A 23,604-nucleotide genomic window follows, 5' to 3' on the forward strand; every position below is an offset into this window, starting at 1 on the left:
CGACATGACATCCCTCCCCGGAACCCGTCTCGGCGCGCCCGCGATCGAGGCGGCGATCGGCGCCGCCCTCACCACGCTGCGTCGCAACATCGAGACGTTCGGGCTGCGCTATCCCGACGACACGACGCGCGACGACCGGTACCCGATCCGCCCCGCGGCAGGCGGGTTCCCCCCGGGCGCTAATCGCGGCTGGACGACCAGCTTCTGGCCGGGGATGATGTGGATCGCGTGGGAGGTCACGGGCGACGCCTTCTTCCGCGACGCCGGGCTGGCCCATGCGGCGGACTTCGCACGCCGCATCCGCGACGAGGACGACCTCGACACGCACGACCTCGGGTTCCTCTACAGCCTCGCCTCCGTCGCGCCCTCCCGGCTCCTCGGCGACGAGGACGCCCGCCAGACCGCCCTGTCGGCCGCCGATCACCTCATGCGTCGCTTCCTCGAACCCGCCGGCATCATCCAGGCGTGGGGAGATCTCTCCGACCCCGCGCAGCGCGGACGCACGATCGTCGACAGCCTCATGAACATGCCTCTGCTCACCTGGGCGGGCGAGCAGACCGGCGAAGAGCGCTTCGCCGACGCGGTGCGACGGCACACGACGCAGCTGCGCACGCACATCCTGCGCGATGACGACACGACCTTCCACACCTTCTACTGGGACCCCGAGACCGGCGAGCCGCTGCGCGGGGCGACCGAGCAGGGCGCGTTCGACGACTCGTGCTGGGCGCGCGGCCAGGCGTGGGGCATCTACGGCTTCGCGATGAACCACCGAGCGACCGGCGACCCGGCCCTGCTCGATGCCTCGCGTCGCTGCGCCGAACGGTTCCTCTCGCACCTCCCGAGCGACCGCGTCCCGTTCTGGGACATGGTCTACACCGACGGCGCCGACGCGCCCCGCGACAGCTCGTCGGCCGCGATCGCGGTGTCGGGGCTGTTCGAACTCGCCGATGTGCTCGACGAGGGGGAGGAAGCCGACCCCGATGCCGCCTCCCGCTATCGGGCGGCGGCTCACGAGATCCTCGCCTCGCTCATCGAGAACTACACGCCCGAGAGCCCGGAGGCGGCCGACGCCGTGCTCCTGCACAGCGTCTACGACCTGCCGAAGTCGGTCGGCGTCAACGAGGGCACCCTGTGGGGCGACTACTTCTACCTCGAGGCTCTCGTGCGCGCCGCGCGCCCCGACTGGAAGCCGTACTGGTGAGGCTCGTCCGTTACCGCGCCGTCCGCGCGGCCGATGCCGAGGGGGCCGTCCGGTCGGGCGTCGTCGTGACGGTCGACGGCGTCGACCGTGTCGTCGACCTCGGACCCGCGGCGCTGACCGACCTGCTCGCCGCCGACCGCGCCGCGCTCGACCGCGCCGCAGCACGTGCGGATGTCGCCGACCTCGAGCTGTCGGCAGTTCGGCTCGAGGCGCCGGTGCGTCCGGGCAAGATCCTGTGCCTCGGCTACAACTACCGGGGGCATGTGCCCGACGGCGTCGACCCGACCGCCGACGACCCCGCGTTCCCCGATGTGTTCGCGAAGACCGCGAACACCCTCGGCGGACCGGCCGACCCCGTCGTGATGCCCGCCGTCGCGGACGACGTCGACTACGAGGGCGAGATCGCCGTCGTCATCGGGCGACGGGCGAAGGATGTCGACGAGGCGACGGCACTCGCGCACGTCGCCGGCTACACGATTCTCAACGACGTGTCGGACCGCTCGTGGCAGCGCCGGCAGAGCCAGTGGGCGATGGGCAAGTGCTTCGACGGCTTCGCGCCGCTCGGCCCGTGGCTCGTCACGCCCGACGAGACGGGCGACCCGCAGGACATGCTCGTCGAGGTCGTCCGCGACGGCATCGTGACCGTCTCGCAGTCCACGGCGACCACGATCTTCTCGGTCACGTACGTCGTGTCGTACCTTAGCCGTGTCATGACGCTGGAGCCCGGCGATGTCATCTCGACCGGCACCCCGCAGAAGCTGCCCGACGCGCAGGCCGCCCACCGGCCGCTGCGCGACGGCGATGCCGTCACGGTGCGCATCTCGCGTCTCGGCGAACTGACCACCACCTTCATCGGAGGCCCCGCATGATCCTCGATTCCTTCCGCCTCGACGGTCGCGTCGCTCTCGTCACCGGGTCGACCCGCGGCCTCGGTCAGGGCGCAGCCGTCGCGCTCGCCGAGGCCGGTGCGGACGTCGCCCTGCTCGATCGCGGCGATGCCGCCGAGACCGCGGCGGCCATCACGGCGCTCGGACGCCGCGCCCACCGCATCCGTCTCGACCTCGGCACCGCCACTCCCGAGCAGCTCGCCGACGCGGTCGCCGAGACCGTCGCCGAGCTCGGCGGCATCGACATCCTGGTCAACAACGCGGGCATCATCCGCCGTGCTGCCGCCGCCGACCACCCGGCCGCCGACTGGGACGACGTGCTGGCCGTGAACCTCGACGCCGTGTTCCACCTGTCGCAGGCCGCCGGACGCCGCATGATCGTGCAGGGCTCCGGGCGCATCATCAACGTCGCCTCGATGCTGTCGTTCCAGGGCGGGATCCTCGTTCCCGGCTACGCCGCCTCGAAGCACGCCGTCGCGGGCCTGACCAAGGCGCTCGCGAACGAGTGGGCCGCGTCGGGGGTGACCGTCAACGCGGTCGCGCCCGGCTACATGGCCACCGACAACACCGCACCCATCCGGGCCGACGCCGACCGCGAGGCATCCATCCTGGCCCGCATCCCCGCCGGCCGGTGGGGCACACCCGGCGACCTGCAGGGCGCCTTCGTCTTCCTCGCCTCGGATGCCGCGGCCTACGTGACCGGGGCGATCGTGCCCGTCGACGGCGGCTGGCTCGTCCGCTGAACCGCTTCCGCCGATCTGCTTCCGCCGACATCCTCGCCGGCCCCGTGCCGACACCCTCCCGAAAGGAACCCCATGCAGCAGCGCTACGCGACCAACCCCGCGCAGATCCCGGGCATGACCACCGCCGACCTGCGCGAGCAGTACCTCGTGCCCGGGGTGTTCGTGCCGGGCGAGATCACCGTCGTCTACACCCACCACGACCGCATCGTGCTCGGCGGCGCCGTTCCGGCCGGGCGCGAGCTGGTGCTTCCGGGGTACCCCGAGATCCGGAGCGACTACTTCCTCGAGCACCGCGAGGTGGGCATCATCAACGTCGGGGGCGCCGGTACGGTGACAGCCGACGGCGAGGTCCACACCCTCGTGAAGGGGGCCTGCCTGTACCTCGGCCGCGGCATCCGCGACGTCGTGTTCGCGGACGCGGACGCGGGCGACGGTTCGGGCGGCGGCGCGCAGTTCTACCTGTTCTCTGCCCCGGCGCACACCGCCTACCCCGCCGCGCTCGTGTCGCCGGGCGAGGGCACGGTGCGCGAGCTCGGCGACCAGGTCACGAGCAACCGCCGCACGCTCAACCAGTACATCCACGAGAACGGCGTGAAGAGCTGCCAGATCGTCATGGGCGTGACGACGCTGCACGAGGGCTCGATGTGGAACACGATGCCCGCTCACACCCACGACCGCCGTACCGAGTGCTACCTGTACTTCGACCTGCCCGACGACGCGCGCGTCATCCACCTGCTGGGTGAGCGCGAGGAGACTCGGCACCTCGTCGTGGCCGACCGTCAGGCGATCATCTCGCCGAGCTGGTCGCTGCACTCCGGGGTGGGCACGGCGGCGTACTCGTTCATCTGGGCGATGGCGGGCGAGAACCAGGCATTCGACGACATGGATGCCGCACCCGTCACGACCCTGAAGTGAGCGGTGCGGTGGGCGGCATGCTGCTGACGGCGGGCGAGACCATGGCGATGGTCGCGCCGGTGTCGGCGGAACGACTCGAGCATGCCGAGGTGTTCCGCATCGATGCCGGGGGAGCGGAGTCGAACGTCGCGGCGCACGCGGCCGCCCTCGGTCAGCCCGCCGCGTGGTTCTCGCGTGTCGGCGACGACGCGCTCGGCCGGCGCGTCGTGTCGCGGGTGGGATCGAGGGGCGTCGACGTCTCGCGCGTCGTCGTCGACGCCGCCCATCCGACCGGGCTCTACGTGAAGGACCCCGGCCACGGGGTGGCGTACTACCGGGCCGGGTCGGCCGCCGCCCATCTCTCGGTCGTCGACGCCGACGAGCTCTCCTGGGCGGGTGTCGGGATGCTGCACGTGTCGGGCATCACCGTCGCGCTCGGCGGCACGGCGCCCGCGTTCCTCCGACGGCTCGTCGCCCGGGCGCGAGTGGCGGGGGTTCCTGTGAGCGTCGACGTGAACCACCGTGCGCCGCTGTGGGCCGCGTCGGCGGCATCCGGTCCGCTGCTCGAGCTGGCGAGGTCGGCCGACGTCGTCTTCGTCGGCCGCGACGAGGCCGAGACGCTCTGGGGCGCGGCGGACGCGGGCGCGGTGCGCGCCCTGCTGCCGGACACCCCTCAGCTCGTCGTCAAGGACGGCGCCGTCGGGGCCACGCTGTTCGCGCGCGACGACGCGGACTTCGAGCCGGCTCTCGTCGTCGACGTCGTCGAGCCGGTGGGGGCCGGCGACGCCTTCGCCGGCGGCTATCTCGCCGCGTTGATGGCGGGCGCCTCGACGCGGGAGCGCCTGCGATCCGGGCACGAGCGCGCGGCGCTCACGATAATCACCACGGGGGACTTCCCCGACGACGCGGCGGGGTCACCCGTCGCCGGCATCCCTCTCGAAAGGACCTCCGCATGACCACGTCGTCCGTCGATCGAGCTCACACCGACCACGCAGCCACCGGCCGGTCGGCCGCACTCGACGACATCTTCGCGGGCGCGCCGCTGATGGCGATCCTGCGGGGGATGGGGCTCGAGCGTTCCGTCCGGCTCGCGACCGCCGCGTGGGACCTCGGCATCGACTCGGTCGAGGTGCCGTTGCAGACCGCTGAGGACGAGCGCGCGCTGCGCGAGGTCGTGCGCCTCGGTGCCGAGCGCGGCAAGGCCGTCGGGGCCGGCACGATCCTCACGGTCGCCCAGGTCGATCAGGCCCTGGCGGCCGGAGCCGCCTATCTGGTCGCCCCGGGGCTCGACGCCGACGTGGTGCGCGCAGCCCAGGAGCGCGACATCCCGATCCTGCCCGGCGTCGCGACGCCGAGCGAGGTGCAGCGCGCGGTCGCCCTCGGGCTGACGTGGCTGAAGGCGTTCCCCGCCCAGTGGCTCGGCGCGGATTGGTTCCGGCACATCCGCGGTCCGTTCCCCGGCGTGAGCTTCGTCGCGACCGGCGGCATGGACGCCGCGAACGCCGGGCTCTTCCTCGACGCCGGCGTGCGCGTGGTGGCCGTCGGCTCGGCCCTGGAGGACGAGTCGCAGCTGCCCCGCCTGGCAGCCCTCCTCGCGCGTTGACCCGAGCGTACGGCTTCGCCGCGAGTGCACGGCTTGCTCGCGCTCGAAGGTCGTGCACTCGGCGCTCGGCCGTGCACTGGGCGTGATGCGGGGCGGGAGCTGGGTCTGGCTCACGGCAGGACGATGACCTTGCCCGCGATCCCGCTCTCGGCCGCCTTGGCGTGCAGCGCGGGGAGCTCAGCCAGGGGGATGCGCCGCGTGACCTCGACGGTGAGCGCGCCCTCGTCGACGAGGCGGACCAGCTCGGCGAGCCGGTCGCGATCGCGGCGGACGAACACCGTCGCGGCGCGGACGCCGCGCGCCTCGTCGCTCGGGGTGGCCATGAACGCCGTCGTGCTGACGACCGCGCCGCCGTCGGAGACGGCCCCGACGTAGGTCTCGAACAGCTCGGGCTCGATCGGGGCGAGGTTCAGCAGCACGTCGACCGGTCCGTCGATCGCGCCCAGCACGTCGGTTGCGGTGTGGTCGATGATCTGGTCGGCTCCGGCAGCGCGGACGGCGTCGAGGCTGCGGGGACTCGCGGTGGCGATGACGTGGACGCCGGTGCGCTTGGCGAGCTGGACGGCGTACTTTCCGACGACACCGCCGGCGCCGACGATCAGCACCCGCTGGCCCGACTCGAGGCGACCGTCGTCGAAGAGGGCCTGCCACGCGGTCAGCGCGACGGAGGGCAGCGCGGCGGCATCGGCGAGGGGAATGCTCGTGGGCGCGGCGGCCACGGCGTCGGCGGGAGCCAGCACGAACTCCGCCGCCCCGCCGTCGTGCTCCATCGGGAGGAACGCGATCACCGCGTCGTCCACGGCGAGGCCGGTCACGCCCGGGCCGACCGCGTCGACGCGTCCCGAGACGTCGTACCCGGGCACGTGGGGCAGCTCGATCGGGATGGGGAGGAAGCCCGCGCGCATCCCGCCGTCCGCCGCGTTGTACGCCGACGCGGCGACGCGGATGCGCACCTGGCCCGCCGTCGGTTCGGGACGGTCGATGTCTACGACCTCGAGGACCTCGGGGCCACCGGTCTGAGAGAACTGCACTGCATCCATGATCTGATCCTTCGCGGTTGAGTGCTTCGAATTCGAAGCGATACGAGGAACGTAACACTACTTCGAATGTGAAGCAACAGGTAGGATCGAAACCATGACGAACGCGCCACGCTCCCTGACGTCGACGCAGCTGGAGGCCTATCTGGCCTTCACAGAGGTGGGCAGTCTGCTGCGCCCCGCCGTCGAGGCGCAGCTGAAGGATGCCGGCGGCCTGAGCTACGTGCAGTTCCAGCTGCTGGCACGGTTGAACGACGCGCCGGACGGCAGTCTGCGCATGACCGACCTCGCCGACGGCGTGGTCTACAGCCGCAGCGGACTGACCTACCAGGCCACGCTGCTCGAGCAGCGCGGATACGTCATGCGGTCACCGTCTCCGGAGGACGAGCGCAGCACGGTGGTCGCCCTGACGAGTGCGGGGCGCGAGGTGCTTGCCGCCGTGTTCCCCGGTCACATCGAGACGGTGCACCGGCTGCTGTTCGCGCCGCTGTCGGACGCGGATGCCGCCGACCTCGCGCGCATCCTCGGGCGCGTGACGACGCACCTGCGCTCGGCGCCGCCCCGTTCGGCATCCCGCCGTCGTCAGAGCTGACGACCGCACCCGCGCGAGCGTACGGCTTCGCAGCGAGCGCACGGCCTGCTCGCGCTCGTAGGTCGTGCACTCGGCGCTCGGCCGTGCATTGGGTGTGGTGCGGGGATCGGGTCAGGCACCGAGCGCGGCGGAGACCACGGCGCGCGCTTCGGCCTGCACCTCGGCGAGGTGCTCGGGGCCGCGCAGGCTCTCGGCGTAGAGCTTGTAGACGTCCTCGGTGCCCGAGGGGCGCGCGGCGAACCACGCGTGCTCGGTCTGCACCTTGAGACCGCCGATCGCCGCACCGTTGCCCGGGGCGTGCGACAGCTTCGCCGTGATCGGCTCGCCCGCCAGCTCGGTGGCCGTCACCGCATCGCCTGACAGCTTGCCGAGGGTGGCCTTCTGCTCGGGCGTCGCGGCGGCGTCGACGCGCTGGTACGCCGACGACCCGAATTCGGCCTCGAGCTCGGCATAGCGCTGCGAGGGGGTCTTGCCGGTGACGGCGAAGATCTCGGCGGCGAGCAGGCACAGCATGATGCCGTCCTTGTCGGTCGTCCACACGCTGCCGTCCTTGCGGAGGAACGAGGCCCCCGCCGACTCCTCGCCGCCGAAGGCGACGGAGCCGTCGAGCAGGCCCGGCACGAACCACTTGAATCCGACGGGAACCTCGAGCAGCGCACGGCCGAGCGACTCGGCCACGCGATCGATGATCATCGACGAGACGAGGGTCTTGCCGACCGCGGCATCCGCCGGCCAGCCCGGACGGTTGGCGAAGAGGTAGTCGATCGCGACGGCGAGGAAGTGGTTCGGGTTCATCAGCCCTGCGTCGGGCGTCACGATGCCGTGGCGGTCGGCGTCGGCGTCGTTGCCGGTGAGGATGTCGTACTCCTCGCGTCGCGCGACGAGCGCGGCCATCGCCGACGGCGACGACGGATCCATGCGGATCTTCTCGTCCCAGTCGAGCGTCATGAACTTCCAGGTCGGATCGACCTCGGGGTTCACGACGGTCAGGTCGAGACCGTAGACCTCGGCGATGAGCGCCCAGTACTCCACCGACGCGCCGCCGAGCGGGTCGGCCCCGATGCGCACGCCCGACGCCTTGATCGCGTCGACATCGATGATCGTGGCGAGGTCGCGCACGTAGGCGTCGCGGAAGTCGTACTGGCCGAGCGTATCGAGGTCGATGTCGGCGTGACGGGTGCGGTGCACGCCCTCCAGGCCGGCGGCGATGAGCTCGTTCGCGCGGTCGGCGATCCACGAGGTCGCGTCGGTGTCGGCAGGTCCGCCGTGCGGGGGGTTGTACTTGAAGCCGCCGTCGCGCGGCGGGTTGTGCGAGGGCGTCACGACGATGCCGTCGGCACGGCCCGCGTCGTCGACCGCGCGGCCGCGGTTGTACGTGAGGATCGCGTGGCTGAGCGCCGGCGTCGGCACCCACGAGTCGCGGGAGTCGATGCGGACGTCGACGCCGTTCGCGACGAGCACCTCGATGGCGCTGCGCTCGGCCGGGAGGGAGAGCCCGTGGGTGTCGCGTCCGAGGAAGAGGGGACCCTCGATGCCCTGCGCGCGCCGGTAGTCGACGATCGCCTGGGTCGTGGCGAGGATGTGGTCCTCGTTGAAGCTCGTCGACAGCGACGATCCGCGGTGGCCGCTCGTTCCGAACGCGACGCGCTGCCCGGGCACCGCGGCATCCGGCTTCCGGTCGTAGTAGGCGGCGATCAGCTCATCGATGTCGATGAGGTCGGATGCTTCTGCGGGCGCTCCTGCACGGCTCATAGTGCTTAGTCTGCCCGTTTCCGCGCCCGTCGGTGGCGGATTGACACGGCACTCACGGTCGATCCCTCACGCGCCCCCGCGAGCGCCGCTGTGGGCGAGGAGGGCGGCCAGCGTCGCCCGCAGGCCGGGGGAGTCGGCCTGCGAGCGGCGGTGCACGGCCACAATGTCGCGCGTCGACGCCGGCTCGACGGTCGGCACGGCGACGAGGTCGGGGCCGAGATCGCCGCGCCCCAGCCGCGGAACGAGTGCGACGACGGCTCCGGTGCGGGCGAGCTCGATGTGGTTCTCGAACTCCATCGACTCGTAGAGCACGCGCGGCGCTCCGCCGATACCGTCGAACAGGCGCCGCAGCCACTGCCGGCAGATGGTCGTGTCGAAGGTGGCGACCCACCGCTCGTCCGCGAGATCGGCCGGGCGCAGGACGTCGCGGCCGGCGAGCGGGTGGTCGCGGTGCAGGATGACGTCGGCGACGTCCGTGAAGAGCGGCGTGACGACGAGGTTCTCGGGGATCGCGAGCGCGACACCGCCCCACTGGTGCACGACGCCGAGGTCTCGCTGGCCCGATGCGACGAGCGCGACCGTCTCCCAGGGCTCGCTCTCGCGCACCGGCAGCCGCAGGTCCGGGTGGGCGGTGGTCAGCTCGACGAGCACGGCGGTGAGCAGACCGCGCACGACGGTCGAGAACGCGGCGATCCGGAGCTCGCCCGTGACGCGGCCGTCCTCGCCCGTCCCGACCCCAGCGTGCAGGTCGGCGCGGAGGCGTTCAAGGTCGGCGAGGATCGGCGTCGAGCCGACGACGAGCTGCGTTCCGGCCGCCGTGAGCGCGACGCCGCGACCGACCCGTTCGAGCAGCGCGACCCCGGTCTCGCGTTCGAGGCGCTTGATCTGCTGCGACACCGCCGAGGGCGTGAACCCCAGGGTGGATGCCGCGGCCGCCACGCTGCCCTCGCGCGCGACGGTCCGCAGGGAGTGCACGGCATCCAGATCGATCATGAAGCGATGCTACCGATTCGAAGGCAGAAAGCATTGCTTGTCGTTCATCGTCCGTCGCGATGGACTGAGTCCGTGAGTCGACGCGACATGATCCTCGCCGCTACGGTGGCGGCCCTCTGGGGGTTCAACTTCCTCGTCATCGAATGGGGCATGGCCGGTATCCCGCCGCTGCTCTTCGTGGCGATCCGGTTCGCGGTGGTCGCCGCGTTCGTCGTCGTCGTGCCGCCGCCGCGAGCACGCTGGACGGCGGTCGTCGGCGTGGGGCTGTTCATGAGCCTCGGCCAGTTCGGTCTGCTCTACATCGCCCTCGCGCTCGGACTCCAGCCGGGTCTCGCCGCCCTGCTGATGCAGGCGCAGGCCGTGTTCACCGTCGTCATCGCCGCCGGCGTGCTGCGGGAACGCCCCACCCGCGGGCAGGTGATCGGCGTCGGCCTCGGCATCGTGGGTCTCGCCACCGTCGCCGCCGGCCGCGGGGGAGACGCCCCTGCGATCGCGGTCGCGCTGGCGCTCGCGGCCGCACTCTCGTGGGCCGTCGGCAACGTGATCTCGCGTCGCGCGGGCGTCGTCACCGGTCGCGGACCGCTCGGCGCGCTCTCGCTCACCGTCTGGTCGGCGCTCGTCGTGCCGGTGCCGGCATTCGGGCTGGCGCTGGTGTTCGAGGGACCGCAAGCGATCGGCGACGGGCTCGCCGGCTTCGGCATCCCTGCCCTCATCTCGACGATCTACACTGCAGGGCTCTGCACGCTGGTCGGCTATGCGATCTTCAACTCCCTGCTCGGCCGCAACCCTTCGGCCGCCGTGGTGCCGTGGGTGCTGCTGGCGCCCGTCGTGGCGATGAGCGCGGCGGCGGTGCTGCTCGGCCAGGTGCCGGCGCCGGCCGAGATCATCGGCGGAGCCGTGCTCGTGGTGGGCGTGCTCGTGACGACCGTCGGGCGCAGACCCCGGACGCCCCGGCCTCCGCGCCGGGCCCGGTCTCGGGGCCGGTCTCGGGTGCGGGCGCGGGTGCGGGCGGCGGCGGATGCGGAGGCCGCGGGCGCGCCGGTCTAGGCTCATCTGCGTGACGCCCGAGCACGACGACCAGCCCGCCCGCCGCACCTACAGCTATCTCGGGCCGGCGGGGACCTTCACCGAGGCCGCCCTCGCCCAGGTGCCCGAGGCGCGCGACCAGATCTGGCGCTCGGTCCGCAACGTCGGCGAGGCTCTCGCGGATGTCGTCGAGGGCCGGTCGGATGCCGCGATGATCGCGATCGAGAACTCCGTCGACGGCGGGGTCTCGACGGCGCAGGACGCGCTGGCCACGATGCCCGGCCTCCGGATCGTCGGCGAGTACCTCGTGCCCGTGAACTTCGTGCTCGTGGCCCGCCCGGGCACGCGGATCGAGGATGTCTCGCTCATCGCCGCGCACCCCGTCGCCTACGCGCAGTGCCTGCAGTGGCTGCTGAAGGCGCGGCCCGAGCACGCCCACCTCCCGGCCGCGAGCAACGTCGCCGCCGCGCTGGGGCTGCTCGACGGCGTCAGTGATGCCGACGCGGCGATCGCGCCCCCCGGCATCCTGGAGCACCACGATCTCGAGCTGCTGGCGTCCGACATCGGCGACAACGAGCATGCCGTGACCCGGTTCGTGCTGGTGAGCCGCACCGTGGCCCCGCCGTCGCCGACGGGTGCCGACAAGACCTCGCTCATCGCGGAGCTGCCCGACGACCATCCGGGCGCGCTCCTCGAGCTGCTCGAGCAGTTCTCGACGCGCGGCATCAACCTGTCGCTCATCGAGTCGCGGCCGATCGGCGATGCGCTCGGCCGGTACCGGTTCGTCATCGACGCCGACGGGCACGTCTCGGACGAGCGCATGGCGGATGCCCTCATGGGCGTGAGGCGATTCAGCCCGAAGGTGCTGTTCCTCGGGTCGTACCCGCGCGCCGACCGCGCGATCGTCCGCTACCCGCAGCGGTACTCCGACGACGTCTTCGTTGAGGCGCGCGACTGGCTGCGCGCCCTGATCTCCGGCGAGCCCGAGGCCTGACCCCCGGGTCTCCTCCCGTCGACTCGCCACGAAACGCGGATGCCGGGGTGACCGGATCCGCGTTTCCTGGCGACTCGACGCGGTAGCTGGGGGCAGGGGCCGGGGGCACGGGCATGGCCGGGGGCGCGGGCAGGGCCGTGGAATAGGGTCCCCGTTGGCGTGCCGCGTACGGGCTGAGCTCGGCGCGGCGAGCCGTTGCTGCGCCGCGTAAACGCCCAGTTCGGTGTGGCGGGCTGTTGGCGTGCCGCGTGCAGGCTGAGCTCGGGGCCGCGAGCCGTTGCTGCGCCGCGTAAACGCCCAGTTCGGGGTGGCGAGCCGTTGCTGTGCCGTGCACAGGCTGAGCCCGGGGTGGCGGGCCTTCCGCGTTCCGGCCACCGGCACTCAGCCTGTGCACGGCACGCCCGCCCGCCCGATGCCCCACGGCGTCCCCGCCGCGGCCCCCAGCCCCTCCCCGTCGAGTCGCCACGAACTGCGGATGCGGGGCCCGCCGGATCCGCAGTTCGTGGCGACTCGACGCGGGGGCGGGCGGGCCACGCGAGTCGGATTGGCCGTCGCGGACGACGGAGCGGGTGCGCGAGCATCGACGAATGCTCCCCTCCCGAGGCGACGCCGGTCGCGCCGAAGAACTCGCCATCCTCCGTGACGCCGATCGCCGGGCCCGCGACTACGTCGAACGGATCGGCACTCGGGCGGTCTACCCGGCACCCGCGGATGTCGCCGCGCTCGCCGGCTTCGATGAGCCCCTCCCGCAACGCGGGCAGGATGCCGCGGCGACGATCGCGATGCTCGACGAGCTCGGATCGGCGGCGGCGGTCGAATCCAACGGCGGGCGCTACTTCGGCTACGTCGTCGGGGCAACGCTACCCGCCGCGGCAGCCGCCGACCGGATCGCTCTCGCCTGGGACAACAGTGCGTCCGCCCCGCTCGGGTCACCGGCGACGGCGGCGATCGAGTCCGTCGCGGCGCGGTGGATGCTCGATGTCCTCGACCTGCCGCGCGACAGCGCCGTGGGATTCTCGACCAGCGCGGGGGCCGGCACCGTCGCCGCCCTCGCGAGCGCGCGGCAGCACGTGCTCGCCGCGCTCGGCTGGGACGTCTCACGAGACGGCCTCTTCGGCGCTCCGCGCGTTCGGGTGGTCGCGAGCGAGCTGGCCCATGTCGTCGTGCGCAAGGCGCTGCGTGTCCTAGGCTTCGGGCTCGACACGGTCGAGTGGGTCGCGACGGACGAACACGGGCGCATCGATCCGGCATCCCTGCCCGTGGTGGATTCCTCGACGATCGTGATCCTGCAGGCCGGAGAGGTCAACACGGGCGAGTTCGACCCGTTCGACGAGGTGATGTCGCGCGTCCGCGCCGACGCCGGGTGGATCCACGTGGACGGGGCCTTCGGGCTGTGGGCCCGCGCCTCGCGGCATCGGGCGCTGACCTCCGGGATCGAGCTCGCGGACTCGTGGACGGTCGACGGGCACAAGTGGCTCAACACTCCGTACGACAGCGCCGTCACGATCATCCGCGACCGGGATGCCGCGGCATCCGCGCTGCACTCGGACGCCGCCTACTCGACATCCACCGGCGATGCGCAGAAGGACCTCACCCTCGAGTTCTCGCGGCGTGCCCGCGGCATCCCGATCTGGGCGGCACTCCGCACCCTGGGTCGAGACGGGGTGGCGGAACTCGTCGAGAATGCGACGGCCACCGCGACCCGTATCGCTGCGGGACTCCGGTCCGCCGGCTACACGGTGGTCAACCGCGTCGTGCTGAACCAGGTGCTCGTGCGCGCCGGTTCGCCCGAGGAGACGCAGCGGATCGTCGCGGCGGCGCAGGCGAGCGGGGCGACCTGGTTCGGCGCCACCGTCTGGCGCGGCGAACCCGCCTTCCGGATCTCGGTCTCGTCGTGGCGCACCCGCCCCGAAGACGCCGACGCCCTCGTCGATCTGCTGCGGTCGCTTCGAGGCGGCGAGACCCTCTCCCGCTGAGCCGAGCTGAGCTGAGCCGAGCCGAGCCGAGCCGAGCCGTCCGTCGGGTCGTCAGGTGCGGCGGGTGCGGCGGGCGTGGCGGGGGTGCGGTGTGCCGTCGACAGGCTGAGAGGCGGGATCGGGCGTCAGGGATGCTGCGGGCCGGGGCTCAGCCTGTGGACGGCACACGTCCGGCCCAGAGCCAACCGCCCGGCCCGGCAGAGCCAACCGCCTGGCCCCGGTGGGCCAGGAGAAGCCCGGGTCAGGCGGCGAGGAGCTCGAGGGTGCGGATGCGGGCGGGCGCCGCATCGGGCTGCTCGCCGTCGTGTGCCGCGGACACCGGCGAGACCATGACCTCGTCGACGCCGTGCTGCGCGGCGAAGGCCGTGAGGGCGGCGCGGGTGTCGGGTCCAGTGCCCACGAACCAGCGCGAGCGCAGCGCGTCGAGCATCGGCGTGGCGAGGTGGTCGGTGGCCTCGGCGGCCGCGGCCTCCTCGACGGTCTCGAGCGCGCTGAGCGGACGGTTTCCGCGCAGCCGCGCCATCATGCGGGCCTGCGGGAGCATGAGCGCCTCGGCCTCTGCGTCGCTGTCGGCCACGACGGCGTTGGCCGTGAGGAAGGTCCGCGGAGCCTCGAGAGTCTCGGACGGACGGAACTGGTCGCGGTAGAGCCCCAGCGCGCGGTCGAGGCCCTCGCCCGAGAAGTGGTTCGCGAAGACGTACGGCAGCCCCAGGGCAGCGGCGAGCTGCGCGGAGTAGTCGCTCGATCCGAGCAGCCAGACGTCGGGGGTCGACGTCGCCGACGGGGTGGCGTGCACGTCGTAGGTGCCGCCCGACGTGAAGCGCACGGTCGCGCCGTCGCCCGACACGAGCGCGAGGATGTCGCGGATGTTGTCGGGGAACCGGTCGACGTCGCTCGTCGTGCCTGACTGGCGCAGAAGCTGCGTGATGACGGGATCGCTGCCGGGAGCGCGTCCGATGCCGAGGTCGACGCGTCCCGGGGCGATGGCCTCGAGCGCGGCGAACTGTTCGGCGACGACGAGCGGCGAGTGGTTGGGCAGCATGACGCCGCCCGACCCGACACGGATGCGCGAGGTGCGCGACGCGGCGGCGGCGATGAGCACGGGCGGGGTCGTCGATGCCACGGCCGGCATGTTGTGATGCTCCGCGAACCAGTAGCGGCGGTAGCCGAGCTCGTCCGCCCGCTGCGCGACGGTCAGCGACGCGGCGATCGCCTGCGCGCTGGTCTGGCCCGTACGCACGGGCACCAGGTCGAGCACGGACAGGGCGGGGCGGGATGCATCAGTCATAACCCTCCTGTGAACCCCGCAGCATCCGTCGGCATTCCCCGAGCGGACCCGTCACCGCGCGTTCTTGACCGCCTCGTAGGCCTGCAGCGCCGCCTTACGGGTCTCGCCGAGGTCGACGATCGGCTCGCGATCGGCGCTGTCGGGGGCCCATTGCCCGATGTACAGCCCCTTCGGGTCGAATTTCTCGGCCTGCCGCTCGGGGTTGAAGATGCGGAAGTACGGCGACGCGTCGGCCCCCGACCCCGCGACCCATTGCCAGTTGAACGCGTTGCTGGCACCGTCGGCATCGACGAGGGTGTCCCAGAACCACTCCTCGCCCAGACGCCAGTCGATGAGCAGGTTCTTCGTGAGGAAGGATGCCGTGACCATCCGCACCCGGTTGTGCATGTATCCGGTGTGCCAGAGCTCGCGCATCCCGGCATCCACCATCGGCACTCCGGTCTCGCCCTTCTCCCACGCTGTCAGCTGGGCGGGGTCGAGGCTCGGCCACGGGAAGGCGTCGAAGCCCTTCCGCCAGTTCTTCGTCGCGAGGTCGGGGAAGTGGTACAGCGTGTGCCACGCGAACTCGCGCCAGCCGAGCTCGGAGAGGAACCGCGAGGCGGAGGTCGCGTGGGCACCGGTGCCGCCCCCGGTCTCCACGCCCGCATGCCAGACGGTGTGCGGGCTCAGCTCGCCCCAGCGCAGCCGCGGCGACAGCAGCGAGGTCGCGCCGGCGCTGGGCTCGTCGCGGGCGGCATCGTACGAGCCGAGGTCGTGGTCGAGGAACTCCCGCAGGCGTGCACGTGCCGCCGCCTCGCCGGGCTGCCACCGTTCGCGCAGGCCGCCGGCCCAGTCGGGCCGGGTCGGCAGCAGCCCCCAATCGTCGAGCTCGTCGCCCGCGGGGGCGGTGCGCAGCCCCGGGATCTCCCGCGGCCGGGGGAGCGGCTCGCGCGGAGCGGGCAGGTTGCGTGCGGCGTTCCAGAACGGGGTGAACACCGAGAACGGGGTGCCGCCGCCGGTCTTGACGGTCCAGGGCTCGAACAGCACGTTGGCCGCGAAGGACTCGACCTCGACGCCGTCGTCGCGCAGACCGTCCTTCATCTCGGTGTCGATCGCGCGCTCGGGTCCGCCGTAGCGACGGTTCCAGTAGACGGCGCCGGCGCCGATGTCGTCGACGAGGGAGCGGACGGCGGATGCCGCGGCCCCGCGGCGCAGCACGAGGTGCGATCCGCGTGCGCGCAGGTCGTCGGCGAGCGATGCCAGCGAATGGTGCAGCCACCAGCGCGCGGCGCCGCCGAGCGGCCGGATGCCGTCGGACTCCTCGTCGAGCACGTAGAGGCCGACGACGGGTTCGCCGCGGTCCAGCGCGGCGCGCAGCGCGGGGTGGTCGGCCAGGCGCAGGTCGTCGCGGAACCAGACGATCGAGGGCGAGCTCATCCCGTCATCCTGTCGGTCCAGCCGGGCGACGGCGAGCGGTTGACAGGGGCGGACGTGCGCTCCGCGCCAACTCCTCAGAACCGGACGCCGGAGCTGAGCGGCTCGCCGTCGTTGCAGCAGTGCGGCGCGATCCGCATGCGAGATCTGAGGAGTTATGCCGCCGCCGCCGCAGCCGCCGGCTCAGTCGCCGGGCAGCGTGTGGCCGGCGGGTACGGCGACGATGAGGCCGCGCGGGTCGATGCGGGTCTGCACGTGCTTCGCCTCGCCGAACTCGTCGCCGTCGAGCTGGATGGGGTGCGGTTCCTGCGGGGCGAGCGCGACACCGCGGCCCCGCGAGTAGACGACCGCGCTGTCCTTCGTCCGCAGCGCGAGGACGCGACGGCCGGCGCGGAACTTCCGCAGGAAGCTGTTGTCCCACGCGACGCGGCGCCACACCAGCAGCCACCCCCAGAAGCCCTTCGGCTGCATGATGACGACGTCGAGCTGGCCGTCGGTGATCGAGGCCTCGGGGATGAGCGCGATGCCGGCCTGCAACGACCCGCAGTTCGCGAAGAGCACGCTCTGCACGCGCGCCGCGTGCATGCGGTGTCCGTCGAGCTGGTAGACGACCCGGAACGGCTTGGCCTTGACGAGCGAGCGGGTCGCGCCGTCGACATAGGCGACCCAGCCGACCGACTTCTTCAGCTGCGGGTTGGTGTTGGCGATCATCGCCGCATCGAGTCCCATGCCGCCCATGACGACGAACGCATGCTTCTCGACCTCGCCGCTCTCGCGGGTGATGCGCGCCCAGCCGACGTCGATCGCGGTCCGGTCGCCGGTGAAGGCGGCTTCGATCATGGTCTCGGGCTCGCTGAGGGGCAGTCCGAGGTTGCGGGCGAGCAGGTTTCCGGTGCCGCTGGGGACGATGGCGAGAGGGATGCCGCTGCCGCTCATCTCGCCCGACACCGCACGCACCGTGCCGTCGCCGCCCGCCACCAGCACGACGCTCACGCCCGAGTCGAGGGCTTGCCGCGTGACGTCGTCGCCGAGGTCGTCGACCGTCGTCTCGTAGAAGAGCGGCTCCTCCCACCCGGCGGCTTCGGCGGCGCGGAGCACCTGCTCGCGCAGTGCGTCGCCGTCGACCTTGATCGGGTTGTAGACCAGCGCAGCCTTCGGATTGGGCTTCTCCGCCCCGCCCGCCATCGGCTCGGTCTCGCCTTCGGGGCCGACGCGGCGTGCTTCGCCGGTCTCGCCGTCGGTCGTGTCGGGGGCGACGTCCTCGGGCTCGCGGATGACGTCGTCGGGGGCCGCGGCCCGCGCGGGATCAGGGGCCTCGGAGGAGGGATCGTCGGAACGCTCGCGCGAGGAGGTGTCGTCGGATTCGGTCGCCATGGCTACACCATAGGGGCGCTCGCCGATGCGGGATTGCCTCTTGCGTCGCGACGCCGTGCGGGTACGGGTGCGCGCTGGTCCGGCTGCGCGGATGCGCGCGACCCTAGACTTGACGCGTGATCGACCTCGCATTGCTCCGTGAACAGCCCGACCTGGTCAAACTCTCCCAGGTGAAGCGCGGGAACTCGTCGGAGAGTGTGGACGCCGCCATCGCCGCCGATCGAGAGCGCCGCGAGGCCATCACGACGTTCGAGCGGCTCCGCGCCGAGCAGAACGCTCACGGCAAGAAGGTCGCTCAGGCCCCCAAGGACGAGAAGGCCGCGCTGGTCGCAGAGGCGAAGCAGCTCAGCGAGCGGGTGAAGCAGGCTCAGCAGGCCGTCACCGCCGCGGAGGAGGCCGCCGACGCCGCGCTCGCCCGCATCGAGAACATCGTCATCGACGATGTGCCCGCCGGCGGCGAGGACAACTTCGTCACCCTGCGCACGCACGGTGATCCGCCGTCGTTCGACTTCGAGCCGCTCGACCACCTCGCTCTCGGCGAGAAGCTCGGCGCCATCGACATGGAGCGCGGCACGAAGGTCGCCGGCAGCCGCTTCTACTTCCTCAGCGGCATCGGCGCGCGCCTCGAGATCGCGCTCATGATGCTCGGCCTCGACCGCGCGCTCGCCGCCGGGTTCACGCCCTTGATCCCGCCGACGCTCGTGCGTCCCGAGGTCATGCGGGGCACCGGGTTCCTCGGTGAGCACGCCGCCGAGGTGTACCACCTCGAAGAGGACGACGCCTACCTCGTCGGCACGAGCGAGGTCCCGCTCGCGGGCTACCACATGGACGAGATCCTCGACCTCGAGCGCGGCGCCAAGCGCTACGCCGGCTGGTCGACCTGTTATCGACGCGAGGCCGGCTCGTACGGCAAGGACACGCGCGGCATCATCCGGGTGCACCAGTTCAACAAGCTGGAGATGTTCGTCTACACGACGCCCGGCGACGCCGAGGCCGAGCACCTGCGGCTCGTCGAGATGCAGGAGCGGATGCTGCAGGACCTCGGCCTGTCGTACCGCGTCATCGACGTGGCCGCGGGAGACCTCGGCTCGAGCGCCGCGCGCAAGTACGACATCGAGGCGTGGGTGCCGACGCAGGGCGCGTACCGCGAGCTCACGTCGACCTCGAACTGCACGACGTACCAGGCGCGTCGTCTCGACATCCGTCACCGACCCGACGGCGGCAAGACCGAGCCGGTGGCGACCCTCAACGGCACGCTCGCCACGACCCGGTGGATCGTCGCCCTCCTCGAGACGCACCAGCGGGAGGACGGCTCGGTCGTGATCCCCGAGGTGCTGCGCCCCTACCTCGGCGGCCTCGAGGTCGCGGAGCCGATCGCATGACCGGCGGTGCCGACGGCGGGGTGACCGCGGTTCCTGACGCCCTCCCGGACGAGGGCGGTATCGAGGTCGTCGCCCCGCGCGACGCGGTCGAGATCGTCGAGGACGTCGCCGAGGGGATGCCGCCGGTCGCCGGCGCATCGCGGCTGCTGATCGTGCTCGACATCGACGGCACCGTCCTGCTGGAGGACGAGACGCTGAGTCCCGGCGTGGTCGACGCCGTCGCGGGGGCCCACGCCGCGGGCCATGAGGTGATGCTCGCGACCGGACGCTCGTGGGAGGGCACGCACGGCATCCTCGGCTCGCTCGCGCTGAACCCCGACTACGTCGTCTGCTCGAACGGCGCCGTGATCCTCAAACGGATCGACGACGACTTCGCCGATGTTCTCGCGTACGAGCGCTTTTTCATCGAGACGTTCGACCCCACCGAGGTGCTCGGCCTGCTCCGTCAGCACCTTCCGCACGCCCGGTACATGGTCGAGCTGCCCGACGGGCGCCGCCTCTACACCGAAGAGCTCCACGACTGGAACCTCCACGACGCCGACAAGGTCGCCTTCGCGGAGCTGTCGGAGCAGGAGGTGTGCCGTGTCGTCGTGGTCTCTCCCGACGAGACCGACTCCGACTTCGTCGAGCTCGTCGACCGCATCGGACTGAACAAGGTGTCGTACGCGGTGGGCTGGTCGGCGTGGCTCGACATCGCGCCGCAGGGCGTCGACAAGTCCACGGCGCTCGAGCGGGTACGCACCTGGCTCGACATCGAGCCGGCGGACGTGCTCGTGATGGGTGACGGTCGCAACGACATCGGGATGTTCCGCTGGGCGCGCGAGCGCGGCGGGCGGGCGATCGCGATGGCGCAGGGCGCGACCGAGCTGCTGGCCGAGGCGTCCGAGACGACCGTGTCGGTTCAGGAGGGCGGCGTCGCGGCCATCCTCCGCTCGCTCTGACCGAGGGTCGCGGGCGGCTAGGATCGAAGCTCAGCGGTTCGCACCGCTGGGAGGGTTGTCCGAGCGGCCGAAGGATCCAGTCTTGAAAACTGGTGGGCAGCAATGTCCCGTGGGTTCGAATCCCACACCCTCCGCCAGAATCTCTTTCGTCTGCCCCGCTTCCCGCTCCGCGGGCTACAGCAGCCCACGGGCGGCGAGTTCGGCGCGCAGCGCCGGGACGATGTGCTCGGCGTACGCGACCGTCAGGTGCGTGCGGTCGTAGCGCGTCGGGATGTCGCCCGCGAAGGCGGGGCACACGAGCTCCCAGCACGTGAAGGGGAGCGAGCTCACCGCGTGGTTGCCGGATGCCGCGGCCACCTGCTCGGCTGCTGACTCCATCTGGCCCCACGTGCTCGAGACGCCCGCGGCGCACCCGTAGGGCGAGGCGGCGGGGGAGTAGCACCGTCCCAGATCGGCGCCCTCGGGCGGCGGTGCCAGGTGGACGATGCGCCCCGGCATCCCGTAGGTGTCGGCTTCGGCCTCCTGGCCGGCCAGCAGGGCATCGGCCGAGAGATCGCCGCCGCCGGGGGTGTGACCGAGCGTGTAGGCGTTCGACATCACGACGAGGGTCGGGGCGTCGGCGAGGATCATGGCGCGGACATCGGCCTTCCGCTGCGGGCACGCGGACATGACGCCCGCGCCGTCGTTCTGCACGGCGACGTCGGTGAAACGGCATCCGTAGAGGCCCACCGTCGTCACGCGGATGCCGCCGCCGCTGTCGTCGGCGAGCTTGCGGAACGCGGGGGCGTAGGCCATCGCGGTCGAGTCGCCGACGAGATAGATGTGGACGGGGGCGTCGGTACTGCCCGTGGAGCAGCCCGCGGCGCTCGGTGAGATATCGGGAGAGAAGCAGTCGCGCGCCGGGTTGCTCGCCGACGACCGGGTCATGACCTCGTCGAGGGAGGGGTGGAGTTCGGGCCACGCGGTCGCCGTTGCCGCGGCGGCGAGTTCTGCCTGGAGCGCGGCGATCGGGTCTCCCGGGTCTGCCGTGGCCGCGTCGCCCGCGGCGTCGGCGGCACCCGCGGGAGGGATGGCGACGAGCGATCCCGTGAGCCCGCCGAACACGTTCTGGACGACGAGCACGACGGCGAGGGCGGCGAGGCCGAGTCCGGATGCCGAGAGCACGGCCGGCGGGCCGAAGCGGGCACGCCAGGCGGCCCAGGGCGTGGACCCGTCGGACGTCGGCTCTGCGGTGGGCGTCGTCTCGGGGGAACGGGCAGGGGCAGGGGTCGTCGTCACTGCGGGTGCGGGGGCGGGTGCGGCCATCGCTGCGGGCGCGTCGTCACGAGCGATGTCCGCGGAGTCGGGGCGGGGCATGCCCGGGTAGTAGCGCGTCCCCGGAGTCCAGCCCGCCGGGCGGGTGCTCAACGCGCGCGGTGTCGGTAACGGCACAGCATCCCGAACCGGCGCGGCATCCCGAACGAGCGCCGCATCCTGAACCGGCACGGCGCGGGGGGTCGCAACCGCGTCTTCCGGCGCCGTCATCTCCCCGCCGCCCGCCGGCCGCCCGTAGGGCGCGAACCGGAACGGCCGTTCGACGAGGTGGTACGAGGCGACGGCGAGGACGGCGGTGACCGCGAGCACGAGCGCCGTCGTGGCCTCTCGGGCGGGCAGCAGCACCGCGGCGAACACGATGACCGGGAAATGCCACAGGTACAGCGAGTACGACACGTCACCCGTGAAGACGCTCACCGGGTTCGTCAGCGGGAACAGGTGCCGATGCCGCGGGTCGCCCGGCACGCCGCCGGCGAGGACGAGCGCCGTGGCGGCGACGGGCAGGGCGGCCCACGGAGCGGGGAACCCGCCCGCCTCGGGATCGATGACGGCGAACGCCGCGAACAGTGCCGCGAGACCGACCCACGACGCGAATCCGCCGACGACGGGCGGGATGCGGCGGAGCAGCGGCACCGCCGCGGCGATGAGCGCTCCGACCGCCAGCTCCCACGCGCGGGTGAAGGTGGAGAAGTAGGCCGGGACGGCGGCATCCGTGCTCTGCACCAGCGCCCACGCGAAGGATGCGACGACGACGGCGGCCGCGAGCGTCGCGACCGCTCCCGTCGCCGCGGGGCTCCGTCGCCGGGCGGCGGGCAGCAGCGAGACGGCCAGCAGGAGCAGGAGCGGCCACGCGAGGTAGAACTGCTCCTCGACCGCGAGCGACCAGAAGTGCTGGAGCGGAGACACCGCGTCGTCGGCGTGGAAGTAGTCGGTGTCGACCGCGGTGAAACGCCAGTTCGCGGCGAAGCCCGCCGACCACAGGGCGTCGAGGAGCGTCTGATCGGCGCGCGGGCGATTGAAGACGACGAAGGCGCTCGCCGTCGTGGCGATGAGCACGACGACCGCGAGGGGCAGGATGCGGCGGGCGCGCCGACCGGCGAAGGAGGCGAGACGGATGCCGCCCGTCGAGTGCACCTCGCGAAGCAGCGCACCGGTGATGAGGAAGCCCGAGACCACGAAGAACACGTCCACCCCGGCGAAACCGCCACGCGGCCAGCCGACCGCGTGCGCGCCGATGACCGCGAGGACGGCGAGGGCCCGAAGGCCCTGGATGTCGCGTCGCGGCGTCGGGTGCAAGAGCGTCGGGCTGTTCACGTGGCGTCCGGAAGGGCGTCCCCGAGTGTAGTGGGAGCGATCCCAGCGTGCGATAGCGCATCGACGCCTCAACGCAACCCCGGTGCGCGAGAGGGCGCGAACCGGGTTCGCTGGCGCCATGACAGCTCTTCCTCGAGCGCCTTTCGCTCGCGTTGCCGGGATGCTGCTCCGCGGGGTGTTCGCGGCCCTGCTGGTGCTCCGCAGACCGCGGCCGATCCATGTGCACGGCACGATGCTGACGGGCACGATCCGCTGGGTCGGGCCCCGACGGCGCTCGGGGATCTCGTGGATCGACGAGCCGCCGCCGACGGGTGAGGCGAGGATCGTCGCGCGGCTCTCGCGTTCGCTCGGGCTGCCCGAGGCCCTGCCCGACGTTCTCGGGCTCGCGCTCCGCCTCGCCGGTGATCCCGCAACGTCCGAGGCCGACGCGGGCGACATCGAGTTCGCATCGACGGGGCGAGGAGTGCCCCTGCGCTACGCACTGCTCCCCGTGCGGCGTCCCGAGAGCGCACGCTTCGGCATCCTGTTGCCCTACCGGGGCCTCCGGGGTCCGGTGCTGCTCTCGGCGACGACGGTGGACGGCGGTCCGGATGCCGACGCGTGGCGGCTCGTGCTCTCGTTCGCCTCACCGCTCGGGCCGTGGCGTCCGTTCGCCCTCGTGCGGCTGAGTCGCACGGTCTGGTCGGGTGACCAGCCCCGGTTCGACGCCGGGCGGCGGGTACTGCCCGGCGCGCGGGTCTACCCGTGGGTGCGGGCGCTGCGGCAGCCGTCGTACGACCGAGTGCAGCGGCGCCGGCTGCGGCCCGCTGACGACGCGCCTTCCACACCGGAGGCGCCGGCGCAACCGGCGTGCACTGTCGGGGCGAGCGCGATGGACTGA

Annotated in this window: 20 protein-coding genes and 1 tRNA gene; 14 read left to right on the forward strand and 7 right to left on the reverse strand. The window is 72.3% G+C overall.

The features are described from left to right. The first annotated feature begins 4 nt into the window (after positions 1–4). The 6 genes from AA0Y20_RS05865 (at position 5) to AA0Y20_RS05890 (ending at position 5,328) form a co-directional block, all read left to right on the forward strand. A complete protein-coding gene (locus AA0Y20_RS05865) occupies positions 5–1,201 on the forward strand; it encodes a glycoside hydrolase family 88 protein (RefSeq protein ID WP_412938036.1) in 1,197 nt (398 codons plus the stop codon). After that, complete coding sequence (locus AA0Y20_RS05870) at positions 1,198–2,070, forward strand: fumarylacetoacetate hydrolase family protein (protein ID WP_412938038.1); 873 nt, start codon at positions 1,198–1,200, stop codon at positions 2,068–2,070. Before AA0Y20_RS05865 ends, AA0Y20_RS05870 begins: the two co-directional genes overlap by 4 nt. Further along, positions 2,067–2,831, forward strand: a complete 765-nt coding sequence (gene kduD / locus AA0Y20_RS05875) for a 2-dehydro-3-deoxy-D-gluconate 5-dehydrogenase KduD (RefSeq protein ID WP_412938040.1) — start codon at positions 2,067–2,069, stop codon at positions 2,829–2,831. The genes AA0Y20_RS05870 and kduD overlap by 4 nt, the downstream gene beginning before the upstream one ends. Positions 2,832–2,903: 72 nt before the next feature. After that, positions 2,904–3,746, forward strand: a complete 843-nt coding sequence (gene kduI, locus AA0Y20_RS05880) for a 5-dehydro-4-deoxy-D-glucuronate isomerase (protein WP_412938042.1) — start codon at positions 2,904–2,906, stop codon at positions 3,744–3,746. After that, a complete protein-coding gene (locus tag AA0Y20_RS05885; RefSeq protein WP_412938043.1) occupies positions 3,743–4,681 on the forward strand; it encodes a sugar kinase in 939 nt (312 codons plus the stop codon). The genes kduI and AA0Y20_RS05885 overlap by 4 nt, the downstream gene beginning before the upstream one ends. After that, the gene (locus AA0Y20_RS05890; RefSeq protein ID WP_412938045.1) at positions 4,678–5,328 is read left to right on the forward strand and encodes a bifunctional 4-hydroxy-2-oxoglutarate aldolase/2-dehydro-3-deoxy-phosphogluconate aldolase; all 651 of its coding nucleotides are present in this window, start codon (positions 4,678–4,680) and stop codon (positions 5,326–5,328) included. The genes AA0Y20_RS05885 and AA0Y20_RS05890 overlap by 4 nt, the downstream gene beginning before the upstream one ends. A 110-nt stretch (positions 5,329–5,438) precedes the next feature. On the opposite strand, the gene AA0Y20_RS05895 is transcribed toward AA0Y20_RS05890, so the two are convergent. Then, positions 5,439–6,368, reverse strand: coding sequence for an NADP-dependent oxidoreductase (locus tag AA0Y20_RS05895; protein ID WP_412938047.1), 930 nt, complete (start codon positions 6,366–6,368; stop codon positions 5,439–5,441). A gap of 94 nt (positions 6,369–6,462) precedes the next feature. On the opposite strand from AA0Y20_RS05895, the gene AA0Y20_RS05900 reads away from it, so the two are divergent. Beyond that, entirely contained in the window at positions 6,463–6,957 is a 495-nt protein-coding gene (locus tag AA0Y20_RS05900; protein ID WP_412938049.1) for a MarR family winged helix-turn-helix transcriptional regulator, read from the forward strand. Between the two features lie 111 nt (positions 6,958–7,068). On the opposite strand, the gene pgm is transcribed toward AA0Y20_RS05900, so the two are convergent. Together pgm and AA0Y20_RS05910 are read right to left on the reverse strand one after the other, a co-directional pair. Then, positions 7,069–8,709: a phosphoglucomutase (alpha-D-glucose-1,6-bisphosphate-dependent) gene (gene pgm / locus AA0Y20_RS05905; RefSeq protein ID WP_412938050.1), complete on the reverse strand. Its 1,641-nt coding sequence runs from the start codon at positions 8,707–8,709 to the stop codon at positions 7,069–7,071. A gap of 66 nt (positions 8,710–8,775) precedes the next feature. Further along, positions 8,776–9,702, reverse strand: coding sequence for a LysR family transcriptional regulator (locus AA0Y20_RS05910; protein WP_412938051.1), 927 nt, complete (start codon positions 9,700–9,702; stop codon positions 8,776–8,778). A 72-nt stretch (positions 9,703–9,774) separates the two neighbouring features. On the opposite strand from AA0Y20_RS05910, the gene AA0Y20_RS05915 reads away from it, so the two are divergent. The 3 genes from AA0Y20_RS05915 to AA0Y20_RS05925 all read left to right on the forward strand — a co-directional run bounded on the left by AA0Y20_RS05915 (position 9,775) and on the right by AA0Y20_RS05925 (position 13,698). Continuing rightward, positions 9,775–10,749 (forward strand): EamA family transporter, encoded by a 975-nt coding sequence (locus tag AA0Y20_RS05915; protein ID WP_412938053.1) that lies wholly within the window; start codon positions 9,775–9,777, stop codon positions 10,747–10,749. Then, a complete protein-coding gene (gene pheA / locus AA0Y20_RS05920; protein WP_412938054.1) occupies positions 10,721–11,722 on the forward strand; it encodes a prephenate dehydratase in 1,002 nt (333 codons plus the stop codon). Before AA0Y20_RS05915 ends, pheA begins: the two co-directional genes overlap by 29 nt. 587 nt (positions 11,723–12,309) lie before the next feature. Continuing rightward, on the forward strand, positions 12,310–13,698 hold the full coding sequence (locus AA0Y20_RS05925) for a pyridoxal phosphate-dependent decarboxylase family protein (protein ID WP_412938055.1): 1,389 nt from the start codon (positions 12,310–12,312) through the stop codon (positions 13,696–13,698). A gap of 241 nt (positions 13,699–13,939) precedes the next feature. Here the strand turns inward: AA0Y20_RS05925 and AA0Y20_RS05930 are convergent, their stop codons facing one another. The 3 genes from AA0Y20_RS05930 to AA0Y20_RS05940 all read right to left on the reverse strand — a co-directional run bounded on the left by AA0Y20_RS05930 (position 13,940) and on the right by AA0Y20_RS05940 (position 17,773). Further along, complete coding sequence (locus AA0Y20_RS05930; protein ID WP_412938056.1) at positions 13,940–14,986, reverse strand: LLM class flavin-dependent oxidoreductase; 1,047 nt, start codon at positions 14,984–14,986, stop codon at positions 13,940–13,942. A 51-nt stretch (positions 14,987–15,037) separates the two neighbouring features. Then, on the reverse strand, positions 15,038–16,402 hold the full coding sequence (locus AA0Y20_RS05935; RefSeq protein WP_412938057.1) for a cryptochrome/photolyase family protein: 1,365 nt from the start codon (positions 16,400–16,402) through the stop codon (positions 15,038–15,040). Between the two features lie 180 nt (positions 16,403–16,582). After that, positions 16,583–17,773, reverse strand: coding sequence for a diacylglycerol/lipid kinase family protein (locus AA0Y20_RS05940; RefSeq protein WP_412938058.1), 1,191 nt, complete (start codon positions 17,771–17,773; stop codon positions 16,583–16,585). Positions 17,774–17,889: 116 nt separating this feature from the next. Between AA0Y20_RS05940 and serS the strand changes: the two genes are divergently transcribed. From serS to AA0Y20_RS05955, 3 genes are all read left to right on the forward strand, one after another. Next, complete coding sequence (gene serS / locus AA0Y20_RS05945; RefSeq protein ID WP_412938059.1) at positions 17,890–19,155, forward strand: serine--tRNA ligase; 1,266 nt, start codon at positions 17,890–17,892, stop codon at positions 19,153–19,155. A 116-nt stretch (positions 19,156–19,271) separates the two neighbouring features. Continuing rightward, positions 19,272–20,096, forward strand: a complete 825-nt coding sequence (locus AA0Y20_RS05950; protein WP_412939714.1) for an HAD family hydrolase — start codon at positions 19,272–19,274, stop codon at positions 20,094–20,096. A gap of 49 nt (positions 20,097–20,145) precedes the next feature. After that, positions 20,146–20,233 (forward strand) — tRNA-Ser (locus AA0Y20_RS05955). Between the two features lie 37 nt (positions 20,234–20,270). Here AA0Y20_RS05955 and AA0Y20_RS05960 read toward each other — a convergent pair. Further along, on the reverse strand, positions 20,271–22,724 hold the full coding sequence (locus AA0Y20_RS05960) for an acyltransferase family protein (protein WP_412938060.1): 2,454 nt from the start codon (positions 22,722–22,724) through the stop codon (positions 20,271–20,273). Between the two features lie 118 nt (positions 22,725–22,842). On the opposite strand from AA0Y20_RS05960, the gene AA0Y20_RS05965 reads away from it, so the two are divergent. Next, entirely contained in the window at positions 22,843–23,604 is a 762-nt protein-coding gene (locus AA0Y20_RS05965) for a hypothetical protein (RefSeq protein ID WP_412938062.1), read from the forward strand.

The sequence above is a fragment of the Microbacterium pratiae genome (assembly GCF_047302165.1).
Taxonomy (GTDB): Bacteria; Actinomycetota; Actinomycetes; order Actinomycetales; family Microbacteriaceae; genus Microbacterium.